The sequence below is a fragment of the Allocoleopsis franciscana PCC 7113 genome (assembly GCF_000317515.1).
In the GTDB taxonomy this organism is placed as follows: Bacteria; Cyanobacteriota; Cyanobacteriia; order Cyanobacteriales; family Coleofasciculaceae; genus Allocoleopsis; species Allocoleopsis franciscana.
In genome coordinates, this window is sequence record NC_019738.1 from 1,610,831 (window position 1) to 1,636,063 (window position 25,233).

The 25,233-nt window shown below is 47.2% G+C and carries 24 protein-coding genes, 1 tRNA gene and 1 other annotated feature; of the genes, 7 read left to right on the top strand and 18 right to left on the bottom strand.

Translation table 11 applies throughout. The features are described 5' to 3' along the window. Positions 1 to 706: 706 nt before the first annotated feature. The 3 genes from MIC7113_RS06795 to rplJ form a co-directional block, all read right to left on the bottom strand. Positions 707 to 1,072, bottom strand: a complete 366-nt coding sequence (locus tag MIC7113_RS06795; protein ID WP_015181441.1) for a Mo-dependent nitrogenase C-terminal domain-containing protein — start codon at positions 1,070 to 1,072, stop codon at positions 707 to 709. 523 nt (positions 1,073 to 1,595) lie between these two features. Further along, positions 1,596 to 1,991 carry a 50S ribosomal protein L7/L12 gene (gene rplL, locus MIC7113_RS06800; RefSeq protein ID WP_015181442.1) on the bottom strand — a complete coding sequence of 132 codons (396 nt, stop codon included), beginning with the start codon at positions 1,989 to 1,991 and terminating at the stop codon, positions 1,596 to 1,598. A gap of 98 nt (positions 1,992 to 2,089) precedes the next feature. Then, complete coding sequence (gene rplJ, locus MIC7113_RS06805; RefSeq protein ID WP_015181443.1) at positions 2,090 to 2,638, bottom strand: 50S ribosomal protein L10; 549 nt, start codon at positions 2,636 to 2,638, stop codon at positions 2,090 to 2,092. 135 nt (positions 2,639 to 2,773) lie between these two features. Continuing rightward, positions 2,774 to 2,938 (bottom strand) — a sequence feature (ribosomal protein L10 leader region). On the opposite strand from rplJ, the gene MIC7113_RS38575 reads away from it, so the two are divergent. Continuing rightward, positions 2,800 to 2,931, top strand: coding sequence for a hypothetical protein (locus tag MIC7113_RS38575; RefSeq protein WP_256374797.1), 132 nt, complete (start codon positions 2,800 to 2,802; stop codon positions 2,929 to 2,931). Its footprint overlaps the feature before it by 132 nt. A gap of 45 nt (positions 2,939 to 2,983) precedes the next feature. Here the strand turns inward: MIC7113_RS38575 and rplA are convergent. From rplA to rplS, 6 genes are all read right to left on the bottom strand, one after another. After that, positions 2,984 to 3,700 (bottom strand): 50S ribosomal protein L1, encoded by a 717-nt coding sequence (gene rplA / locus MIC7113_RS06810; RefSeq protein ID WP_015181444.1) that lies wholly within the window; start codon positions 3,698 to 3,700, stop codon positions 2,984 to 2,986. A gap of 93 nt (positions 3,701 to 3,793) precedes the next feature. Further along, a complete protein-coding gene (gene rplK, locus MIC7113_RS06815; RefSeq protein ID WP_015181445.1) occupies positions 3,794 to 4,219 on the bottom strand; it encodes a 50S ribosomal protein L11 in 426 nt (141 codons plus the stop codon). A 2-nt stretch (positions 4,220 to 4,221) separates the two neighbouring features. Further along, the gene (gene nusG / locus MIC7113_RS06820; protein WP_041779931.1) at positions 4,222 to 4,839 is read right to left on the bottom strand and encodes a transcription termination/antitermination protein NusG; all 618 of its coding nucleotides are present in this window, start codon (positions 4,837 to 4,839) and stop codon (positions 4,222 to 4,224) included. Continuing rightward, the gene (gene secE / locus MIC7113_RS06825; RefSeq protein WP_015181447.1) at positions 4,839 to 5,066 is read right to left on the bottom strand and encodes a preprotein translocase subunit SecE; all 228 of its coding nucleotides are present in this window, start codon (positions 5,064 to 5,066) and stop codon (positions 4,839 to 4,841) included. The genes nusG and secE overlap by 1 nt, the downstream gene beginning before the upstream one ends. A gap of 285 nt (positions 5,067 to 5,351) precedes the next feature. Beyond that, positions 5,352 to 5,424: transfer RNA gene (locus MIC7113_RS06830), tRNA-Trp, on the bottom strand. A 96-nt stretch (positions 5,425 to 5,520) separates the two neighbouring features. Beyond that, positions 5,521 to 5,883, bottom strand: a complete 363-nt coding sequence (rplS, locus tag MIC7113_RS06835) for a 50S ribosomal protein L19 (protein WP_015181448.1) — start codon at positions 5,881 to 5,883, stop codon at positions 5,521 to 5,523. A gap of 422 nt (positions 5,884 to 6,305) precedes the next feature. Here rplS and MIC7113_RS06840 point away from each other — a divergent pair, with 422 nt between their 5' ends. Then, positions 6,306 to 8,234 (top strand): iron uptake porin, encoded by a 1,929-nt coding sequence (locus MIC7113_RS06840; protein WP_226883598.1) that lies wholly within the window; start codon positions 6,306 to 6,308, stop codon positions 8,232 to 8,234. A gap of 81 nt (positions 8,235 to 8,315) precedes the next feature. Here MIC7113_RS06840 and MIC7113_RS06845 read toward each other — a convergent pair whose 3' ends face one another. From MIC7113_RS06845 to MIC7113_RS06865, 5 genes are all read right to left on the bottom strand, one after another. After that, complete coding sequence (locus MIC7113_RS06845) at positions 8,316 to 10,277, bottom strand: iron uptake porin (RefSeq protein WP_015181450.1); 1,962 nt, start codon at positions 10,275 to 10,277, stop codon at positions 8,316 to 8,318. 387 nt (positions 10,278 to 10,664) lie between these two features. Then, a complete protein-coding gene (locus MIC7113_RS06850; protein WP_015181451.1) occupies positions 10,665 to 12,632 on the bottom strand; it encodes an iron uptake porin in 1,968 nt (655 codons plus the stop codon). A 661-nt stretch (positions 12,633 to 13,293) separates the two neighbouring features. Further along, positions 13,294 to 13,959, bottom strand: a complete 666-nt coding sequence (phoU, locus tag MIC7113_RS06855; RefSeq protein ID WP_015181452.1) for a phosphate signaling complex protein PhoU — start codon at positions 13,957 to 13,959, stop codon at positions 13,294 to 13,296. A gap of 68 nt (positions 13,960 to 14,027) precedes the next feature. After that, the gene (locus MIC7113_RS06860) at positions 14,028 to 15,401 is read right to left on the bottom strand and encodes a sensor histidine kinase (RefSeq protein ID WP_015181453.1); all 1,374 of its coding nucleotides are present in this window, start codon (positions 15,399 to 15,401) and stop codon (positions 14,028 to 14,030) included. Between the two features lie 150 nt (positions 15,402 to 15,551). Continuing rightward, a complete protein-coding gene (locus MIC7113_RS06865) occupies positions 15,552 to 16,304 on the bottom strand; it encodes a winged helix-turn-helix domain-containing protein (protein WP_015181454.1) in 753 nt (250 codons plus the stop codon). Positions 16,305 to 16,822: 518 nt separating this feature from the next. Between MIC7113_RS06865 and MIC7113_RS06870 the strand changes: the two genes are divergently transcribed. Then, positions 16,823 to 17,569, top strand: coding sequence for a creatininase family protein (locus tag MIC7113_RS06870; protein ID WP_015181455.1), 747 nt, complete (start codon positions 16,823 to 16,825; stop codon positions 17,567 to 17,569). Positions 17,570 to 17,681: 112 nt separating this feature from the next. Here the strand turns inward: MIC7113_RS06870 and radA are convergent, their stop codons facing one another. Beyond that, a complete protein-coding gene (gene radA / locus MIC7113_RS06875) occupies positions 17,682 to 19,265 on the bottom strand; it encodes a DNA repair protein RadA (RefSeq protein WP_015181456.1) in 1,584 nt (527 codons plus the stop codon). A 191-nt stretch (positions 19,266 to 19,456) separates the two neighbouring features. Between radA and rpaB the strand changes: the two genes are divergently transcribed. The 4 genes from rpaB to MIC7113_RS06895 all read left to right on the top strand — a co-directional run bounded on the left by rpaB (position 19,457) and on the right by MIC7113_RS06895 (position 22,745). After that, the gene (gene rpaB / locus MIC7113_RS06880) at positions 19,457 to 20,185 is read left to right on the top strand and encodes a response regulator transcription factor RpaB (RefSeq protein ID WP_041780535.1); all 729 of its coding nucleotides are present in this window, start codon (positions 19,457 to 19,459) and stop codon (positions 20,183 to 20,185) included. A gap of 86 nt (positions 20,186 to 20,271) precedes the next feature. Beyond that, positions 20,272 to 20,940, top strand: coding sequence for a cofactor assembly of complex C subunit B (locus MIC7113_RS06885; protein WP_015181458.1), 669 nt, complete (start codon positions 20,272 to 20,274; stop codon positions 20,938 to 20,940). Further along, complete coding sequence (locus tag MIC7113_RS06890; protein ID WP_015181459.1) at positions 20,941 to 21,492, top strand: DUF456 domain-containing protein; 552 nt, start codon at positions 20,941 to 20,943, stop codon at positions 21,490 to 21,492. It begins immediately after the preceding gene. Between the two features lie 137 nt (positions 21,493 to 21,629). After that, positions 21,630 to 22,745 carry a fatty acid desaturase family protein gene (locus tag MIC7113_RS06895; RefSeq protein WP_041779932.1) on the top strand — a complete coding sequence of 372 codons (1,116 nt, stop codon included), beginning with the start codon at positions 21,630 to 21,632 and terminating at the stop codon, positions 22,743 to 22,745. A 53-nt stretch (positions 22,746 to 22,798) separates the two neighbouring features. Here MIC7113_RS06895 and MIC7113_RS06900 read toward each other — a convergent pair whose 3' ends face one another. The 3 genes from MIC7113_RS06900 to MIC7113_RS06910 all read right to left on the bottom strand — a co-directional run bounded on the left by MIC7113_RS06900 (position 22,799) and on the right by MIC7113_RS06910 (position 25,232). Continuing rightward, a complete protein-coding gene (locus MIC7113_RS06900; RefSeq protein WP_015181461.1) occupies positions 22,799 to 23,011 on the bottom strand; it encodes a hypothetical protein in 213 nt (70 codons plus the stop codon). 116 nt (positions 23,012 to 23,127) lie between these two features. Beyond that, positions 23,128 to 24,609 carry a glutamate synthase small subunit gene (gene gltD, locus MIC7113_RS06905; protein WP_015181462.1) on the bottom strand — a complete coding sequence of 494 codons (1,482 nt, stop codon included), beginning with the start codon at positions 24,607 to 24,609 and terminating at the stop codon, positions 23,128 to 23,130. 56 nt (positions 24,610 to 24,665) lie between these two features. Continuing rightward, on the bottom strand, positions 24,666 to 25,232 hold the full coding sequence (locus MIC7113_RS06910; RefSeq protein ID WP_015181463.1) for a Uma2 family endonuclease: 567 nt from the start codon (positions 25,230 to 25,232) through the stop codon (positions 24,666 to 24,668). Position 25,233: the final 1 nt, after the last annotated feature.

Sequence of the window (25,233 nt, forward strand, 5' to 3'; positions counted from 1 at the left end):
TTCTTCCAAATCTTCTAGATTCAATGCACCCAAGCAGAGGAGATTTATACTCTATCCGTTATCTAGGTAACTGTTCCTAGGGGATCATCATTCTACAATGACTCTTGCTATTAAAGCAATCAAAAATTAAGGGATTGGCTTTGGGCAGGGTTAAATATAATATTAATTTCTGCCCATCCTGATTCACAAAGCCCTCACCCTAAAGAGCGTTGCTGGGCATAGCTTGTGGCGCTTGTTTCGCTAACCGCTAAGCTTGCCTTAGGCCAACAGCTCTAATGCTTTGTGAGACTATAATTATTTTATCAATGGGTTTCCCGAAACGGAGTGCAGGGCGACGCCCCCAAAAGTTAGAGTGGTGGCGATCGCTCAAAAACTGTGCAGGCATTACGCGAAATTCTTGACCCACTCACGCCGCGTGGTTACCAATTGATCACTGTGCCTGAAAGGTTGCAGCTCCAAGGCAAGGAACTTACTAAAAAGCCTATGGTGGGATGGGGGAATTTGCCTTTAAATGCGCTGCATTTTTTCGACAATCAACTGGAATTGGTTTAATATTACAAGCTCTCCAAATGATGCGCTGAATCGGTGAGAGCAGTAATCTGGGACGTATATTTCTGGAGCTAACGATAAGACTTTTGTCGAGGAGGTGATTGACGAAATTAACGTCACTCAAGCTAAGTATTCAAGCGTGGAGCTGTATTCAACTTTAACAATAGGATTGTATATCTTCACCACACTGATCGGCTAGGAAACAAAGAGCGCGAAAACGCAAGCCAACTAATTGCTCGTAGAACGGATTCAATTTGCACAAGGGAGGAATATGTCCCACCTTATGACCCAATATCATAATATCCCGCTCAAATGGACATTGAGCTGGAATCAGCCTAGCCAGCAATCGAGCCATTTCAGGGTCATTAACCTCGATTTGGTCGAGCCATTGGCGTAGTCGCTGCAATACATTGAATGAGAGCTTAGGCAATCGAATGCCTCTAGCGGGTTGGAAATTTTCTTCAGAATTGGTGACTAAGCCAGCTAGGGCGTTAGGTTCATGATTGGTGCAAATAGCATTCATAGTTTTTCCTCAGGTGGGTCAATAATTTAACGGCTTCGAGCGTCAATTTTTAATGAGCCAGCAGCTATCCAATGAGATATCACTTTAGGAGGCTAGTCCGTTAACCTATAGGTAACAGAAATAAGTCCGAGAGATTCATTGGGTTTTTCTTATCTGTTCTTATCTTAAATAAGAAAAAGCCAAGCATGTACTTCGCTACTCCAAAAATTACTAATAGTTTTTATAGAAAGTAGCTATATCTACTGTGTGTTAGTCCTAAGTGACAATATCAGTAGCTCAAGGGGTAATTTTTAGCTTTGCTAGTTGTTGTCCCTATGACTTGGGAGGGAGCGAGACGCGCCATAAAAGGAAGTTATTCCCCTTCAGTCGAATTTGATTTTTGATTTTTGTATATCAAATCACTTATTTGATTGATGTGAGAGTGAAATTTGACAAAAAAAGAGAGCAGGCTTCTGGCTTGCTCTACAAAAAAGTGATGATTGTGGGGTTGGGAGCTTGCCCAACCCCTTGATTCCAATCAATGTTACTTCACGCTGACCTTCGCGCCAGCTTCTTCCAACTGCTTCTTGGCATCTTCAGCCGCATCCTTAGCAATTCCTTCCTTAACCGGTTTGGGAGCTGCTTCCACTAAATCTTTGGCTTCTTTAAGGCCCAAACCCGTCAATGTCCGTACTACCTTAAGAATGGCAATCTTCTTATCAGCAGGAACGTCTTCGAGAATCACATCAAATTCAGTCTGTTCCTCGGCTTCTTCGGCTGGAGCAGCTCCACCCGCACCCGGAGCCATCATCATCATGCCACCAACCGGGGCAGCCGCACTGACGCCGAAGGCTTCTTCAATTTGCTTAACCAGTTCAGAGGCTTCGAGTAACGTCAGTGATTTGAGTTTTTCGAGAATTTCATCGGTTGTAGCAGACATTGGTAAACTCCTTTGAGATTAGTTTTCTAGCTAGCCCACATAAATATAAGGGGCAATTCTTAACATGAGGGAACTCTCTTCGGCTCCCGATCGCGGTTTTAGGCCGCCTCACTGTCGGAGGTGCCTTGCTCTTTGTCTGCGATCGCTTGCAGGCATCGACCCAGAGAAGCCGGAACCTCGTTAATACCGACAGCAACCTTGGTTGTAACGGCATTAATCGCCCCAGCAATTTGGGCAATCAGTTGTTCCTTCGAGGGCAAGTCGCCAATTGCCTTGACTTGAGCTTCGTTTAAGGCGCGACCTTCCATCACGCCGCCTTTGAGTTCGGTCTTCTTGCTGGCTTTCTGGAAGTCTTGGTAAGCCTTAATCGCACCGCTAATGTCGTCTTTGACCAGCATGAACGCGGATGAACCGGAAAGAAATTCCGTCATCGGTTGCCATTTGGCATCCTCTCCAATGGCCAGACGCATTAGCGTGTTTTTGGTTACCTTGCAAACGGTGCCTGTTGGGCGTAAACGTCTCCGTAAGTCTGTAATTTCAGCAACGGTCAGCCCTTGATAGTTGATTACAACCGCTAGCTGAGCTTCACTCAAGGTTTGCTTGAGATCCGCCACAACAGCTTGTTTGCTTTCAATTGTTCTGCCCATCGTTCGTTCACCTCCTTTATAAAGTTGCAGGTTACAGGTTAGTTGCAGGTTGCAGGTAAGGCGATTGAAGGTTTAAACAAGCTTGAACTTTCAACTTTCAACCTGAAATCCTTCAACGTTCTAGCCTTCAACCCCTCGACCAAAACAAAACCCCGGACGCCATGCCGGGGTTTTACTTCGTATCTCAGACGCCACATCACTTCATGAGTGTTGGCGACACGGGAGATACTGAGTACATTGACCTCGGCAGGATATTAAGCCATTTGCACCTGCTGTCTTTGGCACAAGCCTGATTTAATTTTTTCGCCTGGAATTTTGAATCAGTCTAAACCTCAATTTTCAAGTTTAGGCGGCTTCACCGACCTTCATATCACGCAGAGCGTTGATATCGACTTGAATCGATGGCCCCATTGTTGAAGATACATACACAGTACGCCAATAACGACCTTTTGCTCCTGAGGGACGATTTCGGTCAATGGTTTCCTGCAAAGCTTTAAGATTCACTAGCAGGTCTTCGGCGCTAAAGGATGCTTTCCCAAACAACACATGGACGATGCCGGTGCGGTCAGCCCTAAACTCTAGTTTACCAGCTTTGAATTCTTGAATCGCTTGAGCCAGATCAAAAGTGACAGTTCCACCTTTGGGAGAAGGCATCAAACCTCTTGGACCCAAAAGGCGACCTAATTTTGCCACTTGGGGCATCACGTCCGGAGTAGCAATCAGGAGGTCAAAGTCCATCATGCCTTTTTGAATTTCGTCAATCAATTCCTCAGAACCGACCAAGTCAGCACCAGCATTACTGGCTTCCGTAACTTTCTCACCTCTGGCAATCACGGCTACCCGTACCGTTTGGCCGGTGCCTTTGGGTAGCGCTACGGTTGTTCGCAGTTGTTGGTCGGTATACTTCGGGTCAATTCCCAAACGGATATGTGCTTCCGCTGATTCCGGGAATTTTGCCGTCGCTGTTTCTTTTAACAGGTTCAGTGCTTCTAAGGGATCGTAAGGTCGATCCTCGACTTTTTTTTGCAGTTCTTGTAATCGGCGTGATAGCTTTCTCGTCATCTGTCTCTCCTGGGGTTCCTAACGAAGCTAGCGCTTCTCCCCCGAATTGGGTTTACAACTAACTGTTTTGGCGTGAATCTTGAAGGGAGGGGACTAATCTGCGATCGCGACACCCATATTGCGAGCGGTTCCTTCTACAATTTTCATCGCGGCCTCAATATCATTGGCATTGAGGTCGGGCATTTTGGTTTGGGCGATTTCTTGGAGTTGCGCCCGCGTAATTGTCCCAACTTTTTGCTTGTTGGGTTGACTCGCCCCTTTGGGAATTCCGGCAGCTTTCTGAATCAGCACGGATGCGGGTGGCGTTTTGAGAATAAACGTAAAGCTACGATCCTCGAACACCGAAATTTCGACCGGCACGACCATTCCCGCTTGATCGGCTGTTTTGGCGTTGTACTCCTTACAGAACGCCATAATATTGACCCCGTGTTGACCCAAGGCTGGACCAACGGGCGGGGCTGGGTTGGCTTTCCCGGCTGGGAGAGCCAACTTAATCATTGCAACGACTTTTTTGGCCATTTCTAGCTAGTTTTTTGAACCTGGTTGAATTCCAATTCTACTGGCGTATCTCGTCCAAAAATCGAGAGTAACGCCTTTAGTTTGCTCCTTTCGGGGCTAACTTCAATCACCTCGCCTTCAAAATCTTTGAACGGACCCGAAAGCACCACGATTTTGTCTCCGACTGCCATATCAATTTTGACAACCGGCTCTTGCTCCTGGGCTTGCTTGAAGATCCGTTCGATTTCTCCTGGACTTAGTGGCACGGGTTTTACGTGTCCCCGTCCCCGTCCATAGCGACGTTTTTGTTCTGCCCCAACAAAATTAATCACATTTGGTGTGTTTTTAACAACCTGCCAGGCGTCGTCATCCATCACCATTTGGACTAATACGTAACCGGGGAAGACTTTTTCTTCAGAGTGTTGCCGAGAACCATCCTTCCGGATTTTCACCGTCGGCGTCTGCGGAATTTGCACTCTTAAAATCCGGTCAGCCACATCCAAGGTTTGAATGCGCTGTTCCAGGTTGGTCTTGACCCGCTTTTCACAGCCAGACGCCACCTGAACCGCGTACCAGTGTGCGGTTTGAGTTTGTTCGGGTTGTTGATTTGAATCGTTTGATTCGTCTGCGGCAAAACTCATCAAAATACCTGTTTTGATACCCATACAAAGAGGCCATCCACCAAATAGATTAAGGTGGCGCTTAAAATCACCATCAGTAGCACAGCTGCTGATTCGCTAATTAGCTGCTGCCGACTCGGCCAAACAACTTTACCGAGTTCTTCTTTGGTGTCATCAAAGAACGTTGCTACGTTAAACCCGGATTCAGTGCTTTGAGTCTCTGATTCAGTTTTCGTTTTTTTTGCCACGACCTTAGATCTCCCCGTCACTCGATTTTAGGTGCAAGATTCTTGGATTTATCTGCCCACAACGTTGATATTTGTGGGAGGGCAGGGCGTTTACCCGGAGAAACCCAATCACCAAGCCTCCGTTAACGCAGCTTTAAGGTATCTCCGTGATGAGATACTTTACAACCACTTCCACAACAAGTTTACCCGAATTTTTTGACTTTCATGGGAGAAGACCAGTCAAAGTAGTGGCTTCGGGCAGAAGCGGAACTTTGTCTTTCTACATTCTATGTATTTATTTTAGAGCGCGCCCTGGAGGACTTGAACCCCCGACATCAGGTTTTGGAGACCTGCGTTCTACCAACTGAACTAAGAGCGCACGGAGTGATTGGGGTAGTAATCCTAAACCCCTCACATCACATTATTTAGTTTAGCGCAGGGCGTCAACATAAAGTCAATGCCTTGCCAAATTAACTTATATTCCCCGGTCAAAGCGTTGTTTGATGCGAGTCGCTTTACCCACGCGATCGCGTAAGTAGAATAACTTCGCCCGACGCACCCTACCTCGACGGATAATTTTAATGCTCTCCACTCGCGGAGAATGAATCAAAAATACCCGCTCTACGCCGACGCCCTGAAACACACGTCGTACTGTGATCGTTTCGTTGATACTACCGTTACGCATAGCAATCACGGTGCCTTCGTAAGGCTGTACCCGTTCCTTGCCACCTTCTCGGATTCTTACCCCAACCCGAACGGTGTCGCCGACATGAATCACGGGAAGGTTTGATTTAAGCTGTTCCGCTTCGATGGAGCGAATAATCTCTTGAGCCTTCATGTTTTTTTATAAAAGTCACAATCTCTAATATTACCGTGTTTGATTAGCTTGCGTCTAGAGATATACCTTAAAAATTTTTATCTTTCAAACAATGGCAGGATGCATACCATCCATTGATTGATTAGTCAAACGACATATATTACTTACTCGTCGCCTAGGCGATCACATGCACAGAATGGTAACTTGCCTCAGAATACGAGAACGACATTGACTCATGCAATATTAGAATTATAGAGATTCTAATATTGCATAAATCCTGTTTTTTTGCATCTTTAAATACAAAAACTGAGAAAAAAAAACAGTATTACACTCTCAATGAAGTTGGGTGAAGTTTCAATTTTAAATTTTTTTAGCTTCAAACTTCACCATTCTTCAGAGCTGACTTGCTTGCTCAGGAAAACTTTTTTGTGGGTGTGAATAGAGTGAAACGATCAAAAATTTCCCGAAATATTCTGCTAACTAGCCCAGCCATTTTTAGTGGAATACTGTTAATATTCAGCTCAGTAGTAGCAACGGCACAGGAAACTCAGTCTATCGCTGTGTCTTCCGATGCCAATACATCCATATCGGTAACACCTGTTGAACTCTTGCCATCGGTTAGTACGGCTCAAGTTCCTGAAAACAATTCAGTTGCCACCGCCGCTCTATCTATACAGCAAAAAGAACACGTTGAACAGCCTTTCCAACAATCATTTGCTAACACAAATTCAACGGATTTACCGATAGAAACGGCTCAAAAATCTAGTGAGGAGCAGATAGAGGAAACAGGTATCCCGACTGGGGAAATAATAACTCCCTATAGCGAGGTTGAAACTTCGCAAAACGATCCGTTGGATCAAGTAACCAACGTCTCTCAACTCAGTGATGTCAGACCAACTGATTGGGCCTATGAGGCGCTACGCAGTTTAGTAGAACGATATGGTTGTATAGCAGGTTATCCCGACGGCACCTTCCGAGGCAACCGAGCTATGACGCGCTATGAATTTGCCGCAGGTTTGAATGCTTGCTTGCAGCAAGTGGAGCGTTTGACTCAGACTGGAAGTCAAGGATTGCTCACTAAAGCAGATTTAGAAACGCTACAACGGTTGGTGGATGAATTCCGATCCGAATTGACCGTCTTGGGAACCCGTGTCGATACCCTAGAAGGTCGTGTAGCGTTCTTAGAAGACCATCAATTTTCTACAACAACCAAGCTGGTTGGAGAAGCAATTTTCGGCGTTGCTGATGCATTTGGAGACGATATTGACGGTCAAGTCAATACAGTCCTTCATGACCGGGTTCGGCTCAATTTTCTCACCAGTTTTAGTGGAAAAGACCAGTTACAAATTCGGCTCCAAGCGGGTAATGCTACACCGCTTTTAGCCAGAGCAGGTGTCACGCTCCAAGATGGATCGAGTGGTACCCAAGAAGGGCGATTTACCTATGACGGAGATGCTAATAACAATGTGTTTATCGACATCTTGCGTTACCGTTTCCCTTTGGGAAAAACAGCCACTGTTCAAATTTTGGCGAACAACGCCCTACACCATTACTATGCAGACACCGTTAACCCCTACCTCGAAGGGTTGGCAGGTGGAGAAAATGCCATCTCGCGATTTGCAGAACGTAACCCCATTTACCGCATTGGTCCCTTTGGCGCGGGTGCGGCTTTAGCAATCAAACCAAGCAATAACTTAAGAGTTGACTTGGGCTACATCTCGAATACAGCGAGCAATCCCGGGTCAGACAATGGTTTATTTAATGGCAATTATTCGGGAATTGCTCAAGTTGTTTTAGGGAATCGGTTTAAGATTGGATTCACTTACGTACATGCCTATGATGATGGTAGTAACACCGATGGTGATGGAGCCAATCGTTTTGCTCTCGGTGGTACGGGTACCGCTTTTGCCAATCTCAATCCAGCCCAACTGGCAAGAGTCACGAATCTTCCAGCCTCGGTCTTAAGTAGACCGGTTGTGAGTAACTCCTACGGGATACAAACTTCTTTGGGATTTAGCCCTAAGTTTCTCATTAATGGTTGGGTGGGTTTAACAGAAGCTCGTCTGATTGGTTTAGGGGATGCTGATATTTGGAACTTTGCAGTCGGTTTTGTCTTTCCTGATTTGGGCAAAAAAGGTAATATTGCTGCGATTGTTGCGGGTGCCGAACCCACTCTCCGAGGGCTAAATGTTCCGGGGGGTACGCGAAACTTCAATCGGGATTTTGCTTATCACATTGAAGGGTTTTACAAGTTTAAGGTCAACAAAAACATTTCCATCACTCCAGGTGTGATCTGGTTAACTTCTCCCAATCAAAATGACAGCAACAGTGATGCGATTATTGGCACGATTAGAACAACGTTCATTTTTTAATTAGGCTGCCGAACACTCTCTTTTTCTATCCCCTAGCTCTTGATGGGCGAGGGGATATTCAATTAGATCAGGTCTTCGTGATTAGAACGTAAATGTGGTTCGGACTGTACCAATAAAGATGTCGTCGTTGCGGCTATCATGACCGGGTGCCGTCAGCCAGATCACACCAGGAGTGATGAGAATATTGGGCGAGAGTTTGTACTTGTATAGAGCTTCAATATGCAAACCCGTATCGCGATCGCTTCTGCGCCCACCACTCCCCACTAAGAAAGGCCCTACCGTACTGTCGCTACCCGTGAGCTTGGGTTCCATGCCGACGATCAAGCCTAGCGTACTGCCTTTACTACCAACGTCACTGATGGCAAGCGTCGCGCCATAAGTCCAGATATCAGCATTACCTTTGCCAATAACAGTGGCATTAGTATAGGCTCCCCAACCACTCAGGATCACTTGGGGCGAGAAGGCAAAAGAAGCTTCGAGACCGTAGGAGTTACCGACAACCGGATTGTTGCGATTTGCCACATTGACAGGATTCTGCCACTGCATCTGAGACGCGATACTACCCGTACCATGACGTAAGTTGGAGCGATCGTAGGTATTAACATAGGTCGCTCCTAAGCTCAAGGCATTGCTGGGCTTATAGGTAACCTGAGCAAGAGCGGAGTGGTTGCCATCAAATAGACCAAATTTTTCGTTGGGATTGTTCCCCCCATCTGTTAAGTAAGCCAAGTCTAGGCGGATCGGGTTTTTTACACCAATTGAGACTCCAGCCCCTTGACTCTGTCCTCCCATGTAATAAATGGGGCTATAGCGACCAAAGCGGGATAGGGCACCAGTACCATTGCCCTCCAAGCTAGGGTTCAGTGTAGAGGTAACGTCCTCAAACTTGCCTTGATTGGCAAACAGATAAACTTGGGCAATGTCGTTAACGGGAAAGCGATAGAACAATTTATCAAGTGCGACATTATTATTCCCGCCTGCTTCAATGGCAAATCGACCCTCGCGGGTGACGTTGAGTCCCGGACCACTCGGCGCTGTAAGAGGGCCAAATGGCTCAATGTTCGCAGCCTGAAGGCGAGTGCGTAACAAGTCTTTGCCGGTGAAGCTGGTGTCGAAATTGAGTCGCACCCGGTTTTGAAAGACGGCTTCGTCGTTAGTGTACTCCGGATTTCCAGCTTGAGAGCCTGCGCGATCGCCAAACAAATCACTAATAGCAAAGACGGCTTCTCCCCGTAGCTTCGTCGTTGTCGAGAACTGCTGAGCTTCCAAGGATGCCACCCGTCCTTCGATCTGATCCACTCGCCCTCCCAAAGCGGTTAGTTCGGTGCGGAACTCATTCACGAGTCGCTGGATAGTTTCTAAGTCTGGCTTAGTAACGAAGTTTTCCGTGCTGGACTGAATAATGCGCTCCATTTGCTGCAAACAAGCATTCACACCAGCGGCAAATTCATAGCGCGTCATTGCCCGGTTGCCTCGGTAGGTGCCATCGGGGTAACCTGCTATACAGCCATAACGCTCGACCAGACTTCGCAGTGCTTCATAAGCCCAATCCGTCGGTCTTACGTCAGACAGTTGGTTGACATTGGTGACTTGGTCGAGGGAGTCAGCTTTAATGCCACTGTTATATTGTTGAATTTGCTGCAAAACCTCAGTGGTGCTGCTCTCAGGAGGTGGTACCTGCTGCGCCAGGATAGTTTGGGTGCTCTTCAAGTTGCCACTCGCTTCCTTTGGCATCAACGGGGAAACTGAGGGCTGGATGAGTGTACTTTCGGGTAGTTGGCTTAAGGTTTCAACAGTGGGTTGAGCAGCAATGGCTGTTTGCGTCGGGCTGCTGGCAACAATTTGAGATTGAGATGGCTGATTGGTTTGGCGATCGCTAGGTTGTACAGAAGCCGCAGGTTCGCGGGGAATAACAGTTACTGTGTGCGTAGAAATAACTGGATCGATTGAATACTGGGTCGCTCGTGCGCTGGGGGTGACTAGTAGAGAAACTACCAGAAGAATCGGAGACGCTTTGAGAGTGTTCCAGATCAGTTTTGACATTGCTTTCTTTTTATCGCTAGCCGGATCGCTTTTGAAGGCAACCTTACCGACTGGCTCAAACCCTGTCGGTAAGGATTACGAGCGGGATAATTACCTATACCAGGGCAGTGTCATGGATCAGGACTTTCTCTGGCAGTGTTCCTATTTCCTTTTTCCCTGCTCTTTACGTCTTCTCCAGGGGCAATATTAAAAAAAAATCCCACCCCTTTAAGGGATGAGATCGTTATTGCCTTCGCTCAGCGAGCTAGGCAACTGTGAAGTGTCTAGGGATACTGATGGAAAAGAAAGCTGTGTTAAGCGTTTGCGTAGCGTTCCTGAAAGGTAGTTATCCCGCAGGGAATCGCTCTGTTCAGGACTCGCTGTTCACCCATTTCATCAAAAACGTGACTAGAAGGTGAATGTGGTTCGGAGGGTACCGATAAAGATGTCGTCGTTGCGGCTATCATGACCGGGTGCCGTCAGCCAGATTACACCAGGAGTGATGAGAATATTGGGGGATAGTCTGAACTTATAGAAGCCTTCCAGGTGGAGACTGGTGTCGCGATCGCTGCGACGTCCGGCTTGGAGACCACCAATCCCACTGGCGAGAACTGCACTACTTGTACCCGTAAGCTTGGGTTCCATACCCACCACGAAACCGAGCGAGCTACCTTTCTTGCCAAAGTCGTTGATTGAGAGTGTGCCGCCGTAGGTCCAAACATCTGCATCACCAACACCAATCACTCTGGCAGCCGTGTATGCACCCCAGCCACTCAAAATTAGTTGAGGACTGAAGGCAAAAGAGGCTTCTAGACCGTAGGAGTTGCCGACCACAGGACTACCATTGACTCGGACATTAGAAGCAAGACTCCCCGTACTGTGATTGAGTCCTATGCCGCTGCCGGTGTACGAATTCACGTAAGTTGCAGCGATTTTGAAGGCATCGAATGGCTTAAAGGTTAGCTGGGCTAAAGCACTGTAGTTGCCATCAAAAAGACCAGCACCTTCATCAGGATTGCTGCCTTCATTAGTCGAATAAACTGCATCAAAACGGAGAGGACGTTTTCCTCCACCCAAGGTTATTGCAGCCCCTGTCCCCTGACCTCCCATACGATAGATGGGGCTAAAACGACCAAAGCGAGACAAAGCACCCGTGCCACTTGAGTCTAAGCCAGGGTTAACTACATCCACAATGTCTTCAAAGGGAACCCCACTGGCTAGGAGGTATGCTTGACCGAAGTTTCCCAATGGAAAGCGGTAGAATAATCGATCGATCTCAACGCTGTTGCCTGTATCAGCAGCGAATCCCAATCGACCCTCTCTCGTGATACCAACACCTGGACCAGGAGAACTCGTGAGGGGACCAAAATCATTAAAATTCCCGGCCTGAAGACGAGTCCGCAACAAATCTTTCCCGGTGAAGCTAGTATCGAAGGAAAGCCGTACTCGGTCTTGGAAGACTGTCTCGTCTCTGGCATAATCGTTCCCCGCCCGATCTTGTCCGCCAAATAAATCGCTAATAGCGAAGATAGCTTCCCCGCGTAGCTTGGTGGTTGTCGAGAACTGATGGTCTTCTAAGAACGCTACCCGTCCTTCCAACTGATCCACTCGCCCACCTAAGGCGGTTAATTCTGTTCTGAATTCATCAACCAGCCGTTGCAGCGTTTCTAAATCTGCTTTAGTCGCGAATTCGTTACCACCACCTCCGATGATCCGCTCAATTTGCTGTAGGCAGGCATTCAATCCAGCCGCAAATTCATAGCGTGTCATGGCTCGGTTGCCCCGGAAGGTACCATCGGGATAACCTGCAATACAACCATAGCGCTCAACTAAACTGCGTAGCGCTTCATAAGCCCAATCCGTCGGTCTGACGTCGCTCAGTTGGGTAACATTGGTAACTTGGTCAAGAGCCTCAGCAGGACTTCCAGCATCGTTTTCTTGATATTGCTGGATTTGCTGCAAAACTTCGGCAGATTCAGCCGTTGTCTTGTCTGAGGCGGGTACCTGCTGAGCCAGGGTACTGTCGGCGCGGTTGAAATTGACGCTAGGGTCTGTTGGGGTTACTGGGGAAATGGAGGGTTGGGTCTGTGTAATCTCAGGTAGTTGGGTTGAGACTTCAACTGTACTCTCAGGAAGTGCCGCTTGGTCAGTGCCGCTGGCTACTGTTGGCTCAGAAATATTTTGGGGAGCAATGGTGCGGCTAGCAATAACTAGAGTTTGAGGCAGCTCAGTTGACGGTGCCACCGTAACTTCAGTAGAATTTCCTACTGTCTGTTCAGACGCATTCTCTTGAGCATAAGCGCTCCCACAAAAGAATAGAGAAGCTCCCAGTAGGACTGGACTGAGCCTTAAAATTTTCCAAAACAAGGTTGACATGATGCTTATTAATTCCTCACACCGAATAGACGCTCAAGACTCACGAAACATGGATTCATTATCCACAGAGTTCTTGATTTAATTAAACACCATCGAAATCACTACTCATAAATTACAGTATCATCCTTTTTTATTTTATAAAAGCTTTTTGAACATACTTCCTGATAACCAAAACTTCTAGCACTCATTAAGCTAAACTAACATCAATCACTTGTTGTTTATTCAATGAAGTCAGGCGCTTAGAGTCCGGTTGCTGACTTTTATAATCCCCTACAGCATGGGATTAAAAGGTGGCATGACTAAGTTTTTAAAGGCTATCATGGCAAGGATCAAAGACTATTGTATTAGACATTACCAACCGAATCATTCAAACAGAACAATTCCCAATAAAGATAATTTAAACTAAAACTTGCTTTTAAACTCACGGTCGATCTGCGTTTGGCAAACACCCTGGGAGGCTCCTGGGAAAAAATGACAAAAGAAATCCCTGCCACCTAATTCGCGATTTCTGGTTATCAACGAGCCATAGTTCTTGTAAAGATAGTAGGGCAGTCAGTTTAGGAATCGGTAAGATTTAGGTAATCCTGAGGTTAAGCCAGTGTGAGTTCTGACGAGATTGAGGAATTGAAAAGCAATAACCGTTTTTGATTTTTGACTTTTTCTATCGGTGGCCTGTGACAATGTAAGTCACACGTTGACCAATGTTGGTGGCATGATCAGCCATGCGTTCCAAATGACGAATGACGAGAGCTAACAAAAGAATCGGTTCCACAACCCCAATAATATTCTGTTGATGAGCTAGGGTGTGGTAAAGTGTGTCGTAAGCCGTATCGACTTTATCATCTAGTTCTTTAATCGATCGCCCAGCGTTAGCGTCTAAATCAGCTAATGCGACTAAACTCGTAGCGAGCATCGCTTGAGCATGATGAGACATCACCTCAATCTGAGGTAAGCAATCATGACGGGGGTAAGGTAAGAGCTTAAGGGCAATTTCGGCTAAATCTTCGGCATAATCGCCAATTCGCTCCAAGTCTCGCACCAACTGCATAAACGCGCTAAGGAGGCGTAAGTCCTGAGCCACGGGGGCTTCGAGCGTCATCAGTGTGGCACACTCTAACTCAATGTGGCGATAGTAGCGATCAATTTGCTTATCGAGTAAAGGAAGGGCTTGAGCCGCTTCCAAGTTTTGGGAGAATAGAGCTTGGTGACTCATGCGGAAAGAGTGTTCAACCAATGCGCCCATACGCAAGACATCTTGCTCTAAGCGCCTGAGGCTGCGCTGAAAATGAAGACGTTCAGAATTGCTACTTCCAGAAGATAGACTCACCTCAAATGCCTTAAAGAATCAGAGCGAGTATTAACTACTATTTACAGTGATAGCAAATCAACGTTAACTTATAGTAAATTTTTGCGATCGGGTAGTTTAATTTGTAACCAAGCCCCCTTCGTCTCCGGATGATTTTTCGCCTGCACAGTACCTCCATGGGCTTGAATAATTTGTTGGACAATGGAGAGTCCTAAGCCACTACCACTGCTTACAGCTATGGTACAAGGCTCAGATGTACTGGGTGACTTTTGCCGTGAGGGATCTCCTCGGTAAAGCCGCTTAAACACATGAGGTAAGTCTGATTCGGTAAAGCCAGCGCCTGAGTCAATGATATCGATTTGAATCAGTGAGCCTGAAGTTTCGCCCTCTAGCCCGTTGGAGGCATTGCCCAAGGGGAAAGAATCAACCCTCACCTCAACCTCACTATCGACGGCTGGTGCTTCTAGGCGAGTCACTTCAACTTGAATGGTTACTTGAGGGAAGCTGTGTTTAATACTGTTATCGAATAAATTCAGAAAAACTTGGGTGAGACGGGCTTCATCTGCTCTCAGCCAGACAGTATCCAGGCCAAAATAGGCAAGACACAGTTGCTTTTGCTGCGCCAAAGGTTCCAGGGTTTGCCAAGTGGACTGAATTAAAGACCGCAGTTCGACAGACTGATAAGTGAGACTTTTGCTAGGGTTTTTCTCCAGATTGCTGAGTTCCAGCCAATTTTGGACAAGGTTGATCAGTCGGTTAGTTTCGTGCAGCAGTTGTTCAACCCAACGGCGTGCAGGATTCTCCAGACGCCCTTGTAAAGCTTCCGCCACCAAGCGAATTGAAGTTAGAGGCGTTCTCAGTTCGTGGGCTAAGTCTGAAAACCACTGATTGCGGGATTGAGCAAGTTCGACGAGAGGTTGCCGATTTTCTAGAAAAACTCCCACTTGTCCGTGAGGGAGAGGCCAACTCGAAGCACGTAGGGTAAGCAATTGCACATCCCCCATCGCTTCCCCATCTAAACAAGGAGGGTGAAAAACCCATTCTTGGATCGTCGGTTTTTGCTGATGACGAGTTTGTTCAATGAGTTGATCGAGTTCGTAGGAACGCACAAGTTCTAGGAGTAAGCGTAGCTGTCCAGGTTCCCATCGATCAATCTGCAACAACTGACGCGCTTGCTCATTACACCAGAGCAACCGATTCTCTTCATCGACCTGCAAATATCCGAAAGGCGCTACCTCTAGCAATCGCCGCCCTGTTTGCAGTTTTTCTTCCAGCTTTGCTCGATGCTCATTGGCTAGGGCAATTTCTTGTCGCAAGCGAGAAACGGCTGATAGGGCTTTGCTAGAGGAATCTGTCTGTAATACACCCAACATTTGTTCTAGTTGCCGTTGGAGTCGTTGCCTTTGCCAGAGACAAAACCCAATTCCCACAGCCAGACCCAGTAAAAATGCCAGTAGGGTCATCGTTTATCGGTTGCAAGGTTGAAGGTTTCCAGGTGGAAAGTTTAAACATTGTAACTTTTCAATACTGGCATAACACATTCAACTCTCGACGGATCAAAATCTATCACTGTGTCCGAACGCCGCCAACCTTCAACCTTCTAATTTCCATTTTTAACCAAAGCGGTAGCCGAAACCCCGAACTGTAATCAGATATTCTGGCTGACTGGGGTCTTGTTCTAATTTTTCCCGCAACCAGCGAATATGAACATCCACTGTTTTTGTGTCACCCAAAAAATCGGGTCCCCATATCTGATCGATTAACTGTTCACGTGACCAAACTCGGCGAGGATAACTCATGAATAGTTCTAAAAGCCGGAATTCCTTGGGTGATAAGTTAACTTCTTTCCCCCGAACCATGACGCGGCACTCTTGAGGATAGAGGATAACCTCCCGCATTTGCAGCATGGGTGTTTGAGGCAAGGCACTCAAGCGCTGACGACGCAGTAAGGCACGGCAACGGGCAATCAACTCCCGCATACTGAAAGGTTTGGTCAGGTAGTCATCTGCGCCGACTTCCAACCCCAAAACCCGGTCGGTTTCACTGGCTTTGGCACTGAGAATCAAGATAGGGACAAAATTACCCTGATAACGTAACAAGCGACACAGATCTAAACCATTGATCTGGGGCAACATCAAATCCAAGATAAGTAAGTCATACTGGAACTCTCCGTCCGCTGGCTCTGCATCTTGAAGCAGTGATAGTGCAGTGCGCCCATCGATGGCAGTGGTCACCTCGAAGCCTTCTTCTTCTAAAGCTAGAACAAGCATTTCCCGAATTAAATCTTCGTCTTCCACGACCAGAATTCGCGTCGCTTGCGTCAGCTCTGGACGGGTAGGACTCTGCGGTAGATCGAGAGAAAGCATAAATTAAGTAACCGAGTGTTTTGAAGTTCTAAGCCAAGGTATACACCAAAACTACTTCCTCACACAGAGAAAAAAGGTCTAGGAATATACGTCTTCATTAGTACAGCTTTACACAAACCTGTCAGCCCTAGTGTTTTAAGACTTAATAAGTTTTGCTTGAGTTTGTTGCTGATGGCAACTTATTGCAATAATATGCACAGGGTGTAATACAAGTCATACACTTAGTATGACAGATAGGGGGGTTGACAGTATAAAGGCGCAGATCTGTAGATTACGGCTCTCTTACTTTCACTGTCTCATCAGTTGCAACCATCTGGGTTATCTACTTCAGCTTCAATCTTATAAGTCTCCAATCCCATTGCGGCTTGGAGTGATAAGTGCATCGCTATCGTTACGAGTCGCTTTCCTGAAAGAGTCTACTTAGTCAAGATTGAGGTAACCCTCCGGCGCGACAAACTCCTGTCATCGCCTACAGAGCATACAGAGTCTAAAGATTATCGACGCGAGACTAAATAAAAATGTTGCTACATTTGTGTACTTGGACAGAGGTTGAGGCTTACCTAAAGCAGTCTTCAGGAATTATTTTGCCCATTGGCTCCACAGAACAACATGGGCCGACAGGGTTAATTGGCACCGATGCGATTTGTGCAGAAGCGATCGCAAAGGGTGTGGGCGAAGCCACTAACGCTTTAGTTGGCCCAACCATTAACGTCGGGATGGCACTGCATCATACGGGATTTCCCGGCACGATTAGCTTGCAACCGAGCACGCTCATTCAGCTAGTTCGAGATTATCTCAGTAGTTTGACCAGAGCCGGATTTACTAAATTTTTCTTTATTAATGGTCACGGGGGTAATATTGCTACGTTGAAGGCGGCTTTTGCCGAGAGTTACGCTCACTTAACAGACTTAAATATTCCTAATGCAGAACACGTTCAGTGTCGCGTTGCTAATTGGTTTACCTGTGCTTCTGTCTATAAATTAGCGAAAGAGTTGTATGGCAACCAAGAGGGTTCCCATGCCACACCCAGCGAAATTGCCGTTACTCAGTATCTCTATCCTGAATCGATCAAGGATATCCCCTTACTCACCTCTGCCGCTTCCGGACATACGATCTATGGTGCAGTAGACTTTCGACGGCGCTATCCCGATGGACGAATGGGTTCTAACCCATCTTTGGCGACGCCGGAACATGGAAGACAATTTTATGAGCTGTCGGTGAAGGAATTGAGTAGTTGCTATTTGGAATTTTTGAGTGCGGATTGAGGGGAATGGTAATCGGTAATCGGTAATTGGTAATTGGTAATGGCAGTCGCACCCTGAATGATTTGCAATCAGCAAGGATTAATGATAGCGAGTCGTTGAAGCCATCACTCCTTCACTCTTCGCTCATTTCCTCATCACCATCATCCGCAAAATTCTGGCGTAAACCTCCAGGCAAGGCAGCAATAATAGCGTCGAGTACTCTAGCTACCGGGATGATTTCTAAACCCATATCGGGTAGAGTTTGCCCTTTGGGAATAATCGCTCGCTTGAAGCCTAACTTGGCGGCTTCTTTCAGGCGGAGTTCCATTTGAGAAACCAGCCGTACCTGTCCACCCAATCCCACTTCGCCGATCATCACAGTACGGGGATCGACAATGCGATCGCGAAAACTGGCAACGACGGCGATCGCAACCCCCAAATCCGCCGCCGGTTCTTCAACGCCCAACCCGCCTGATGTGGCAACGTAGGCATCTAACTTCGATAGGGGAATCCCCACTCGCTTTTCCAACACCGCGAGAATTTGTTGCAATCGGTTATAGTCTACACCGGTGGTGGATCGACGCGGTGAACCATAACTCGCCGGACTGACTAGCGCCTGCAACTCCACCACCAGTGGACGGGTGCCTTCACAAGCCACAACGGTAGCTGTGCCGGGACTACTTTCATCTCGGTTGCCTAAAAACAGTTCAGAGGGGTTAAGGACTTCCTGCAAGCCTTTATCCACCATTTCAAAAATGCCGATTTCGTGGGTGGCACCAAAGCGGTTTTTCACGGAACGGAGGAGGCGATGAGAGGCAAAGCGATCGCCTTCAAAATACAACACGGTATCCACCAAGTGTTCTAATACCCTAGGGCCTGCGATCGCGCCTTCTTTGGTAACGTGTCCCACAATCAGCAGCGTGATGTTCTCGCGTTTTGCTACCTGCATGAGCGCAGATGTACATTCTCGCACCTGCGCCACCGAACCAGGCGCAGACGTTAAAGCGGCAAAGTACAACGTCTGAATACTATCAATCACAGCCACCTGCGGCTTGAGAGACTCCAACTCCCGCAGCACTTCTTCTAAATCGGTTTCTGGCAGCACATAGAGATTTAAATCCGGATTGGGTTGGGTGGGTTTCTCTGGTTTAGCTTGGTTCACGGAACCGGGAGCATCCTGGTGTCCGTTTTGGGATGACTTCCCTCGCTTTTTTGGGGCACTGCTCGATGCCTCTTCCTCAATGGGTTTAGTCCCCACACCTAGCCGTGAGGCTCGTAGCTTGACCTGTTGTCCTGATTCCTCGGCACAAACATAAAGGATACGATGGTTCTGCGCTAGCTGATTGGCTACTTGAAGAAGTAGCGTCGATTTGCCAATTCCTGGATCGCCACCAATCAACACCAATGAGCCAGGAACAATCCCTCCCCCCAGTACGCGATCAAGTTCAATGTAACCGGACGCAAACCGCATCTGGACATTGTCGGAAATTTCCGAGAACTTCAAAGACGATCTCGGTTGCGCTGGTCCTTTGCTTGGTGACTTGCGATCAGAACGGGTATTAGATTGCCAACCGCCCCGATTAATATTGAGAGGAGTCGAAGTTAAAACTTCTTCTTCTAGGGAGTTGTAGGTGCCGCAGGCTGAACATTTGCCAAACCATTGTGAGAAGTGTTCCCCGCATTGGTTACATATATATACAGATTTAGTCTTTGCCATCCTGAGCTAAAGAAGTGTTAAGGATTATTAAGGAAACCTTAATAATTAAAGAAATAGGTAAGATAAGCGGCAAACCACCAACAGATAGAGCATTCAACTCTTAAAAAAGCTTCTTATAGCGTTATATCTTAGAGATAAGCTACTCAATAAATTAACAATCCGCCGAGCATCTTTTGGGAGTACTGAGTCAATTGGAAAATCATAAGGAAAAAATCCTCGTTGTTGATGATGAAGCAAGTATCCGCCGCATCTTGGAAACACGTCTTTCCATGATTGGCTACGATGTTGTCACAGCAGCCGATGGAGAAGAAGCTCTGGAAACCTTTCGTAATGCAGACCCTGACCTAGTGGTTTTGGATGTAATGATGCCGAAGCTCGACGGTTACGGGGTTTGTCAGGAATTGCGAAAGGAATCCGATGTCCCCATTATTATGCTAACGGCATTAGGGGATGTTGCCGACCGCATTACAGGTTTAGAGTTAGGGGCAGATGACTATGTTGTCAAGCCCTTTTCGCCGAAAGAGTTGGAAGCCCGCATCCGTTCTGTATTACGACGGGTTGACAAGGTAGGCGCTTCTGGGATTCCCAGTTCGGGTGTGATCCATGTCAGCCTGATCAAAATCGACACCAATAAGCGGCAGGTGTATAAGGGAGATGAGCGCATCCGGCTCACTGGTATGGAGTTCAGTCTCCTAGAGTTATTGGTCAGCCGTTCTGGGGAACCCTTCTCGCGATCGGAGATTTTGCAGGAGGTGTGGGGTTACACACCAGAGCGCCATGTCGATACCCGTGTGGTGGATGTCCACATCTCACGGCTACGGGCGAAGCTGGAAGACGACCCCAGCAATCCTGAGCTGATTTTGACGGCACGCGGGACGGGCTATTTGTTCCAGCGAATTATTGAACCTGGGGAGGAGTGAAGTATGGGGTATGAAACAGCCTTGGGATGGGGAATACCAATAACGTAAATTCTTCAGCCTTTATCCTTCATCTTTAGTAAAGACGCATGGCTAAACCTGATCAAAACTATGTACTGCGACAACTTCCATTGATTGTGGGAGGCGTTGCAGGAGTTCTGCTGCTGACTAACCGTTTGTTGACGCCCCAACTCACGGAATCTCAGGCACGTTCAGATGCTTTAGGAGTGATTTTAAGCGCAGTGTTGATTTTGACAGGTTTACTGTGGCAGCAGGTGCAGCCGCGATCGCCGGAAGCGGTTAACCTGATCGGAGAGGAGGGGTTGGAATTAGCCCCTGAATTACCGGAAGAGGTGAAGACTGAACTGGCATGGGCGTCACATCTGTTGCTGACGAATACAGTGACGCGATCGCTAGTGGTGTTCTATCAAGGCAAGATTTTATTGCGTCGAGGTGTTTTAGGGGCGAATCCAGAAGTCAAGCCAGGAGCTATTTTGAGTCGAGTTATAGAAAAACAAAAGCCTGTTTATTTAGTGGATCTCAAGCTATATCCTGGACGCATTGAATTTGACTACCTGCCAGAAAATACTCAAGGAGTCATCTGCCAACCGCTTGGTGATCAGGGGGCACTGATTTTAGCGGCAAATGCCCCCCGTAGTTACACAAAGCAAGATGAGAATTGGATCGAGGGAATTGCAGACAAACTGGCCAATACCCTTAGCCGATTTGCTGAGGATTTCGCCACTGTTGAGGGTTAAATGTTGATCACAATTCTTTACTGGATACTGATTGCTGTGATGTTGGTGGGTGTTGTCGGGGCGGTGGTTCCCGGCATTCCTGGCCCTAGCTTGATTTTAGGTGCAATTTTAGTTTGGATTATTGTTCAGGTGAGCCAGGGTGTGGCGAATGTGAACTGGCTACCCCTGATCTCGATATTTTTGATTTTGATTTTGAGTGCTGGCGTTGAATTTTTAGCCACCTACTGGGGGGCTAGACAAGCGGGTGCCAGTAAATGGGGGCAAATTGGTGCCTTTGTAGGGTTAGTGTTAGGATTTTTCGGTCTTCTGCCAGCTTGGCTGTTTGGAGGGCCACTGGTGGGTATTCTGATTGGCCCTCTGTTGGGAGCCATTATTGGAGAATTTATCTATCGGCGGGAATTGCCACTCTCAGAAAGAACCCAGCAGTCGGTTAAGGCGGGTGTGGGAGTAGTCGTGGGTTCGCTGATTGGGAATTTAATTGAAGGGTTACTGGCGATCGCAGCGGTGGTCATTTTTGTCGTCTCTACTTGGCCTCCAGGAGCTGGGGTATAAGAAATTTCAATGAAATGCTGATGAATAGTGCAACCATGGGGAATTGCACCTCTCTTCAGTGTGATTTTTAGCACTTTGTTTCCTAGAGGTGCTTGTTGGACAGGTTATACTACAGGTCTTTGTGTCTATTGGATAACATGGAACAAACCAAAATCACTTTTGCCAAAGAAATTGGATTTAGAAAAGAACTAAATCGCAGAGTTAAGGATTATTTTAGATCTGAAAATATTTCCCCTAGAGATAATCCGGCAATGTATCTTAAAACAGCCGTTCTGTTGGGGTGGATGATTTCGGCTTGGACTTTCATCCTTTTCGCTCCTGTATCAGGTTGGATGAGATTAATCGGCTGCGTCATTCTCGCTTTTGGGATGGCGGGGTTTGTCTTTAATGTGGGTCATGATGCCAACCATGGAGGATATTCCAACAATAAATATGTTAATTACATATTGGGTTTGACTTACGATTTTATGGGAGTTTCCAGTTATTTATGGAGATATCGTCATAACGTTCTGCATCATACTTATACCAACATCCCAGGTCATGATGTTGAAATCGATGGGGATGGTTGGGTGAGGATGTATCCCACACAAGAATACCGATGGTATTACCGGTTTCAGCATATTTACATCTGGTTCATTTATTGTTTGGTCCCTCTGTATTGGTCTTACTGCGATGTGAATTTGATTTTAAGTAAGGGCAAATATCACAACCATGTCATCCCAACACCTAAACTTTCCGAGAAAATAACGCTGCTGGGATTTAAAGTGATTTGGCTGGGTTACGTGATTGGTATCCCCTTAGCGGTGGGATACACGCCATGGCAAGTATTTTTGGGTGTGGCGGTTACCTTTATGACCTATGGATTGGTCATCAATATCGTGTTTATGCTGGCTCATGTTCTGGATTCAGCCGAGTTCTTAACCAGTGAGTCAGAGCAAATCCACATAGAAGATGAATGGGCGATTTTCCAGCTCAAGACAACGGTAGACTTTGCCCCAAAAAACCACTTCATTAATTGGTATGTCGGAGGATTAAACTATCAAGCCATTCATCACCTTTTCCCCAAAGTTTGTCATATTCACTACCCCAAAATTGCAAAGATTGTGCAAGAAGTTTGCCAAGAATTTGGGGTGGAATATAAGGTGTATGAAACTTTTGGAGGCATTTTGAGTTCTAATTATCGCTGGTTGAAAGCATTAGGACGTGCACCTGCAACGACAAAGCGTGTCAGTGTTGTGAATTCAACTGTATAAAAAATGACATCGGCTGGCTCCGTCAGGAGCCAGCTTGTTCTCAGCGTTAAACTTTAGTAGCTATCATTCTCGCCAACGGTCACCCTCTCCAAGCGATGGTTAGCTCGGTTGAGCCGATCGGCGATCGCCTGTCGCCAGGTTAGCGTCACTTTGGGGTCGGCTAACACAGCTTGAGCCAATTCTCGATAGAATGCACTACTTGCAATATCTACATCCTCCAAAAGTTTGAGGTTTTCATAGACAGTTTGAGGAGAGATCAGAACCATAATTCCCTTCCTTTGCTTGTAACGCTCTAAAAAATAGATGGATCGGTGACAATCCACCCCATTCCAATCACCAGAATCCCGGTGAGGAGTTTGGTAGATATAGAACAGAATTTTCTTCAAGGCAGGTCAGTACTACCCATCAGGTAAAGGTCGCACTCACGCGCTGCACCCCGTCCTTCGTTAAAAGCCCAGACGACAAGGCTTTGACCCCGACGGCAGTCACCCGCCGCAAAGACTCCAGGGAGACTAGTGGCGTATTTTCCATAGTCGGCTTTTACATTGCTGCGTGGGTCGCGTTCAAGGCCGAGGGCATCAAGCAGGGGTTGTTCAGGGCCGAGGAAACCCATTGCCAGTAAGACCAGTTGTGCAGGTAAGACTTTTTCCGTGCCAGGGACATGTTTGGGGATGAACTGGCCTTTGTCGTTTTTTTCCCACTCCACTTGTACGGTATGGACGGCTTTGACATTGCCGTTCTCGTCGCCCTCGAACTTGGTCGCGGTGGTGAGATAGGTGCGGGGGTCGGCACCAAACTTGGCAGCAGCTTCCTCCTGCCCGTAGTCCATTTTGTACACTTTAGGCCATTCAGGCCATGGGTTGTTAGAGGCACGTTCTCCTGGGGGTTTGGGCAGAATTTCTAGTTGCACGAGGCTGTTACAGCCGTGGCGAATCGAGGTACCCACGCAGTCGGTACCAGTGTCACCGCCGCCAATGATCACCACATCCTTGCCTTCAGCACAGAGGGGGCTATGGGATTGCTTGTCCAGAACGGCCTTAGTGTTTGCCGTCAAGAAGTCCATAGCAAAGTGGATGCCTTGCAAGGAGCGTCCTTCGATCGGCAAGTCACGCGGTTTGGTGGCACCCGTGCAGAGGATGACAGCGTCGAATTCCTTGAGGAGATTTTCTACGGGCAAGTCCTTACCCACTTCGGTGTTGCAGACAAACTTCACACCTTCTTCCTCAAGCACGTTGAGGCGACGTAAAACGACTTGTTCCTTGTCCAGCTTCATGTTGGGGATACCATACATCAGCAGTCCGCCTGGACGGTCGGCGCGTTCAAATACAGTGACCCAATGACCCGCTTTGTTAAGCTGAGCCGCCGCACTCAAACCCGCAGGGCCGGAGCCAATCACCGCCACTTTTTTCCCCGTGCGCTTGGCTGGGGGTTCGGGTGTAATCCAGCCTTCATCCCATCCTTTTTCGATGATCGAGTACTCGATATTCTTAATGGTGACAGGCGGGTTGTTAATACCCAGTACGCAAGAGCCTTCACAGGGTGCGGGACAGACGCGACCGGTGAATTCGGGGAAGTTATTCGTTTTGTGCAGGCGATCCAGTGCCTCGCGCCAAAGCCCACGATAGACGAGGTCGTTCCATTCGGGAATCAGGTTATTGATCGGACAACCACTCGCCATGCCACTGATTAGGGTGCCCGTGTGGCAAAAGGGAATGCCGCAATCCATACAGCGTGCGCCTTGGGTGCGGAGATTCTCCTCTGGCATGTGAAGGTGGAATTCGTCCCAGTTGTGGATGCGAGCGAGGGGCGCAAGTTCAGAGGGTGATTCCCGAAGAAATTCGATGAAGCCTGTTGGTTTTCCCATAATTTTGTCTCACTAATATTTGTATTTGACTTTAGATTGAGGAGGAGGCTGATCGCTCACACCTCTTTCATTTTTAGCCAGCTAAAAACTTGTTCTACTGTTAGATTTAATTCAATTCCATCCAATAAAATCAAATCATCTTGTCCTTGACGTAATTCGGGTTGTTGTTTTGGCTGGAATACTAGAATTGAACGATCATCTGGATCGAGCAGCCATCCGAGTTTACAACCATACTTTAAACAGTGCAGGATATTGCCAGTAACACGGTTAGAACTCTGGTCTGGAGAAAGAATTTCAATCGTCCAATCTGGAGCCATTAACACATCATCGATAGGTTCTCCATTCTCATCAAACTCAATATTCTCCCAACGAAGAACCGACACATCAGGAACCACTGAGCGACCCCCAAAGGTACAACGCAATTCAGGAAAAGCATAGGCAATTCGCCTTTGTTCAACGACTTCATTAACGGCGTTAATTAATTTCCCCTGAAGTCTAGAGTGGCGAGCCTTCGGCATTGGTTTTTGCATAATCCTACCACCAATATATTCACGGGCAGGTTGCGTTTCGGGTAATTGCAGAAACTCTTCCAGGGTTAAAGTTTTGGATGGGGTTTGTACCATT